Source organism: Rhizobium sp. UBA1881 (assembly GCF_002338015.1).
Lineage (GTDB): Bacteria > Pseudomonadota > Alphaproteobacteria > Rhizobiales > Rhizobiaceae > Rhizobium.
Window position 1 is genome coordinate 5,593 of record NZ_DDHH01000020.1, and the last position, 1,208, is coordinate 6,800.

Consider the following 1,208-nt stretch of genomic DNA (forward strand, 5'->3'; position numbering starts at 1 on the left):
GCGGGCGCGATTGACGCGGCTTTTAACTGTTCCGGGCCCACAGTGGAAATACGCGGCCGCTTCCTCATAACTGCGGCCATCGATGAAGACGAATTCAAAGGCGGACATGAAGGGTTCCTTCAGGCTGCCGCAGGCCCGCTCCAGTTCATGGCCGCGTATTCGCCACTCCTACTCGGCGGCGGCGCTTCTAGTATCTGATACGCATTCGTCCAAGCCCACCATCTCGCGCTTGCCGATGCGAAAACGGGAGCAAAACAGGTTTCTCATGATTGTAAAAAGCCAGGATTTGAGGTTGGAGCCGGGGCACGGGCTCTCTGCGCTGAGCAAGCCGCCTCGTAGCGGTGGCCTTTAAGTTTGGCTTACCGCAGATGCCGGCTGATTGCCGGAAAATCCGGGCCAGGAGCAAGGTGCTAGCTGCCCCTCGCACTCGTGGGGCTGGTGGTAGCCGTAGCTCGCACGTTCAAACGCAGAGCTCGCAGTCGGGCTGTTTTGGCATCTCGCGCGTCGCGTTGGGCCTTGATGATCCCGGTGGCGATTTCGTGCGTGTGTTCGAACTTGTCGCGGCGTTCGGATTGCGTCATGGACTGCCTCATTGCTGAGCTCCTTGATCCGCTTGAGGAGCGAGCCGAGCGGTCAACTCCTCCAAAATTCGGGATTCACCGTGTTTATTCTGAACCAGATCAATGGCGGCGGTCAGCGCGCACCGACCCTCGGTGCTATCGATGGCGCAGTTGTTCACCCGGCACCAATCATTGATAGTAGCCGTGACCAATTCAATTTCGTCTTCGGATAAGTAGATTAGGGATTGCAACATCATGGTGCTCCTCCGCTAGGACGGCAGAAGCAAAGTGCACTCCCAAGCGGCCACCACCGAAATTCCCGAGGCCGATGACTTAGTGTAACCCTAAAAATGAGGAATAGCATACCGTGTACGAGGCCGTACGCACTTAATGTGTCCGTGGTTTCGGCGTCGCAATGTCATCCCAGCCGCGATCACGACAGTATTGCTCGCCAGCGCGAATGGCAGTTTTCTGATCTTTGAACGGGCCAAGCATGGTGACTTCGTCGCGGAAAGCGACAACGATCGTCTTGTCGACCAGGTCGAATACGATCTGCATTCCGGCTTCGTACGGCATGCTGGCACTGTCCTCTTCATCGAATCCGACTCAACGGGCTGGCACAGTCGAAGTTCACAAAAATATTACAAT

The 1,208-nt window shown here is 56.4% G+C and carries 3 protein-coding genes; all 3 read right to left on the reverse strand.

Going from position 1 to position 1,208, the window contains the following annotated elements; translation table 11 throughout:
* A partial coding sequence (locus B3605_RS01915; RefSeq protein ID WP_349677245.1) for a sigma factor-like helix-turn-helix DNA-binding protein occupies nucleotides 1-159 on the reverse strand: 159 nt, incomplete at its 3' end.
* A 430-nt stretch (nucleotides 160-589) separates the two neighbouring features.
* A complete protein-coding gene (locus tag B3605_RS01920; RefSeq protein WP_312470735.1) occupies nucleotides 590-817 on the reverse strand; it encodes a hypothetical protein in 228 nt (75 codons plus the stop codon).
* Between the two features lie 130 nt (nucleotides 818-947).
* Entirely contained in the window at nucleotides 948-1,136 is a 189-nt protein-coding gene (locus tag B3605_RS01925; RefSeq protein ID WP_113012123.1) for a hypothetical protein, read from the reverse strand.
* Between the last annotated feature and the right edge of the window lie 72 nt (nucleotides 1,137-1,208).